The 3,831-nt window shown below is 42.8% G+C and carries 6 protein-coding genes and 1 riboswitch; of the genes, 1 reads left to right on the top strand and 5 read right to left on the bottom strand.

The genetic code is table 11. The features are described 5' to 3' along the window. The first annotated feature begins 307 nt into the window (after positions 1 to 307). Positions 308 to 391, top strand: a riboswitch (cyclic di-GMP riboswitch). 143 nt (positions 392 to 534) lie between these two features. After that, a complete protein-coding gene (locus tag SCJ97_11500; GenBank protein MDW7740655.1) occupies positions 535 to 2,004 on the top strand; it encodes a M28 family peptidase in 1,470 nt (489 codons plus the stop codon). A 99-nt stretch (positions 2,005 to 2,103) separates the two neighbouring features. Here SCJ97_11500 and SCJ97_11505 read toward each other — a convergent pair whose 3' ends face one another. The 5 genes from SCJ97_11505 to SCJ97_11525 all read right to left on the bottom strand — a co-directional run. Continuing rightward, on the bottom strand, positions 2,104 to 2,499 hold the full coding sequence (locus SCJ97_11505) for a hypothetical protein (GenBank protein ID MDW7740656.1): 396 nt from the start codon (positions 2,497 to 2,499) through the stop codon (positions 2,104 to 2,106). 55 nt (positions 2,500 to 2,554) lie between these two features. After that, entirely contained in the window at positions 2,555 to 2,779 is a 225-nt protein-coding gene (locus tag SCJ97_11510) for a hypothetical protein (protein MDW7740657.1), read from the bottom strand. An 8-nt stretch (positions 2,780 to 2,787) separates the two neighbouring features. Continuing rightward, positions 2,788 to 2,994 (bottom strand): nuclear transport factor 2 family protein, encoded by a 207-nt coding sequence (locus SCJ97_11515; protein MDW7740658.1) that lies wholly within the window; start codon positions 2,992 to 2,994, stop codon positions 2,788 to 2,790. 42 nt (positions 2,995 to 3,036) lie between these two features. Continuing rightward, positions 3,037 to 3,306, bottom strand: coding sequence for a DUF3303 family protein (locus tag SCJ97_11520; GenBank protein ID MDW7740659.1), 270 nt, complete (start codon positions 3,304 to 3,306; stop codon positions 3,037 to 3,039). Positions 3,307 to 3,555: 249 nt separating this feature from the next. Then, the coding region (locus SCJ97_11525; protein ID MDW7740660.1) for a transposase at positions 3,556 to 3,831 on the bottom strand (276 nt) is incomplete at its 5' end.

Raw genomic sequence — 3,831 nt, forward strand, 5'->3', positions numbered from 1 at the left:
AGCTTATGCCCGAGGTGTAACTACTGTATTTGATCCCTCTTATGATATTCCGGAGCTATAGAGGGTGAGGTCAAGTCCAGATCAATTTTTCTCGGGGAAGCTAATCATATAATCAGGGTCGTGAACACCCGCAGAATAGAAAGAAAATAGAAGAGTTATTATTATAACCTACTGTCGCCATCAAAGACAGAGCGTTTAGATTATCGTGCCAAGCGAATCATTAAAAAATATTAATAATTTTCACTATTGCTTTAATCTGATAATTATGGTAGAGTAACGCTTAAACATATACCCAAATCCGATACGATCATGAAAAAGGCAAACCATCCGCAAGGTTGGGACGCAAAGTCACGGGTCTCAAGGTAATATAGGAGACAGCCGGACCGCCATGGTTATATTATTTGCAATTAAAACACTTCCTATCAAACTGATCGTCGGGTTTAGAAAGAGGTGTTTTTTATGTAACAGCTCCGAAACTTGTTTGATTCCACTTTGAAAATGAGTAATTTCATCTAATCTAAGGAGAGATAAATTATGTTTAGACGATCAGTTATAATGCTGTTGGTAGTATTGATGGTGTTCTCCTTCGCTCTACCGGCCTTTGCCCAATCAACAAATACACGGGGGCAATCAGCAGCTGCCTTCGATCAAAAGATTATCAGAAACCTTGATGTAAACAGGGCGATGGACCATCTCTACTATTTAACAAAGGAGATTGGCACCCGTCCCGGTGGCATGCCCAATGAAAAGTTGGCGGCCGATTATATTGCCGACTATTTTGAAAGCATAGGTTATGAGCCGTGGGTTCAAGAATTCAGCATTGGTAATCAGCATATCGGAACGATTACTGTGCACGATGGCGAGCAGTGGTTCGGCCAGGGCGAATGGGGATTTAATGAGTGGCACGGCACTGTATGGGAAACAGGAGCCGGCAGCCGCGGGCCGTACACCAGTGTTAGCGGTTACGTAGTTGATTGCGGCTCAGGTGGTGTAAATGAATGGCCGGCGGAAGTCGAAGGGAATATCGCACTGGTTCAGAGAGGCACAGCTTTTACTACACTGGTTAGCAGGGCTCAAAACGCCGGTGCTACCGGTTTATTGATTTATTCGGTAGTAGGAAGCCGCGGCCAGTATGGTCAGACCTTTAGCCCAAATGTAACAACAAGCATTCCAGTGCTTGGCCTTGCTCTTAGCCAGGGCATGTGGCTTAAGGAAATGATGGAAGAGTTCCCCGTCTATCTTGATATCGAGACGCAACTCTACTCAAACCTGATCTCTCAGAATGTGATTGCCATCAAACCGGCGGCAATTGAAAATGCACCGATCGTAGTAATTGGCGGTCACTATGACAGCGTGGTCGGAGCACCAGGAGCTAATGATAATGGGTCCGGGGTTGTGATATTGATGGAACTGGCCCGTGTTTTGAAGGAATATGATACGGATGAATATGAACTGCGCTTTGCAGTATGGGGATCGGAAGAAAGAGGTTTAGTTGGTGCAAACCGCTATGTTCAGTGGTTGAGTACCGAAGATCGAAACCGTCACGTTGCCAATTACAACCTTGACATGGTTGCCACTTCCGAATATGAACGAGCACCTACCCTCTTTTTGGAAACAGTTGATGGTTTACCCAACATAGTTACCGATACATCGCTGGCTGCAGTAAGCCGTCTGGGCTATACAAATGTCGTCCAATCCCGCTTTGGATCCAGCGACCATGTTCCTTTCCACAATGCCGGCATTCCAGCAACAATGTTTATCTGGCTTGGCGGAGCTGGGACACCTCAAAATTACACTATTGAGCGATACTACCACACCCCCCAGGATACTATTGAGGAGAATATATGTGTAGATCGCCTCGATATGGTAATGAAGATTGCTGGTGCTGCAGTATTTGACCTGGTAAGAAAACAGGTACCAGCGTTTGAAAAAGCTGCTATAGTTTACAGGGAATATAGCCCTGCCGAACTTGAGCTACAGCAAGATCCCAATCCGGTGCAATAGGAATAGCCAACCAAAATTAATATATCTTTAACATGAATAAAACATAGCCCGGGGTAAAAACCCCGGGCTTGAATTTTCGCTAAGTGGATACTAATTATTCTAAGCAAGCTGCCTGTATAAATCGCTTTTTGGCACCAGAACTAATAAAGCCAAAAAGAATAGAAATGCTATAACTGCTGTAAGCCAAAAGTACCAACTTACTCCTATAGTTAAACCTAATACAACAATCACAAGTACCGCCAAACCATTATCTATGATCAACATCCAGATAACGGCTAAGTTTCTTAATGGGTCTTTATAGGCAAACCAGTAGGCAACACTCATAGCAATTAACGCTCCTCCAAAAATTCTGAGGAATGTAAGATCCGCAGTAGGAATATCGAATAATTCTAGCAGCACAGGTGGTGCAAGTAACGAAGGTAAGCCCCATACAAAAATAGTAAGGATCAGTTTTATAAATACAACCTGCTTCAACCTAACTAATTTGGCATCCATATTTGCCCTCCTATTATAGCTTGCAATACTACATGCCAGCCTTCTAACCCCAAGTTTAATCTAACCCTTTTCTGGCAGCCTGAACAATCGCTCCGACCGTCTTTTGGGGTAAGAAGCCGCTCGCAGTCTGTTCAGCTATGGACAACCTATCGAAGAGCTGTCTCCAGTGTTTAATCTTTCCATTGCTAAAATCAAATGAACTCATCGCTAAAAATTCAGCCTCGGCTCCGTCGATTTTACAAACTACCCTGTGATCGTAAAAAGCTTTATCTCCTTGCACAAGGATCCCTATTCCTTCCTCATTAATCTCTCAGTTTTAACATTTTTCAAATTCCATCCAAGAAAACGCTTAGCTTCTGCTTTGCCATCAAAAGTGCCAAAAGGATTGACATATTTGATATTATCGGTGAACAGCGATAACATTTTGTCCAGGTCGCCCGTCTCGAATGACCCAGCCAATTCACGTATAATACTTGTATAATTTTCTTCAGACATTTTTTGCCTCCTTTAAGAAATTATCACTCTATACAGTTCGTATCATTCAACTAGCTGTGATCCACTGTCATCTTTAACTTCCACCACAGGAAAACTTTCAAATTTGTTAATGTCACTCCATCGATTCGACCACTTGAAACCTTCCATAGCAGAATCAGCTTCATAAAGCCAAACTGCTCGGCCTCCTAAAACATCCACCCATTCACTAATAACCTTTATACCCTTAGGTGTCATCCTGCCATTTTCCACTCTTCGCTTAACCAGATCATCTCTTTGGTGAGGCTCCCAGGTTGCAATTGTTATAAATTTCACAACTACCCTCCTCTCTGAAATAAATTTTGTTAGACCAGAATAATGCTGGGTGAAAATAGATAAAATACGGTGGAAATAAATAGTTAATTTAATAGGCAAAAAATTGAGGATTTAAAAAGTTTATAAATAACTGAATTACTTGGTGCGGTTGATAACTCAATTAAAACAATTATAACAATTTTCAAAGTAACTGCTCAGGCTGATTTTCTAAGCCCTTAAGTATTTCGTTCTTTGAAAACCGAAAAAACACTAAATGCCAGGGATAAAGGGGTTGCCGTGGAAGACGCCGGTGATGGCTGAAAAAGCCGACACCGAATTCTTTCTGGCAGTGGAGATGTAGCCACGGATGCGACTGAACATATCGGCGCCGGTGGAACTGCGGAAAACACCGGAGATCTTCTGCCTGACCTTAGTCATGCGCAGATCCCTTTCCGCCTGATTGTTATCAAAGGCAATGCGGTAATCCTCCATGAAGGCTAATACCTCATGACGGTGCTCACTTAAGCGTCTTAACATGTTTCTGGC

Source organism: Bacillota bacterium (genome assembly GCA_033549065.1).
Classification (GTDB): domain Bacteria; phylum Bacillota; class Dethiobacteria; order DTU022; family DTU022; genus JAWSUE01.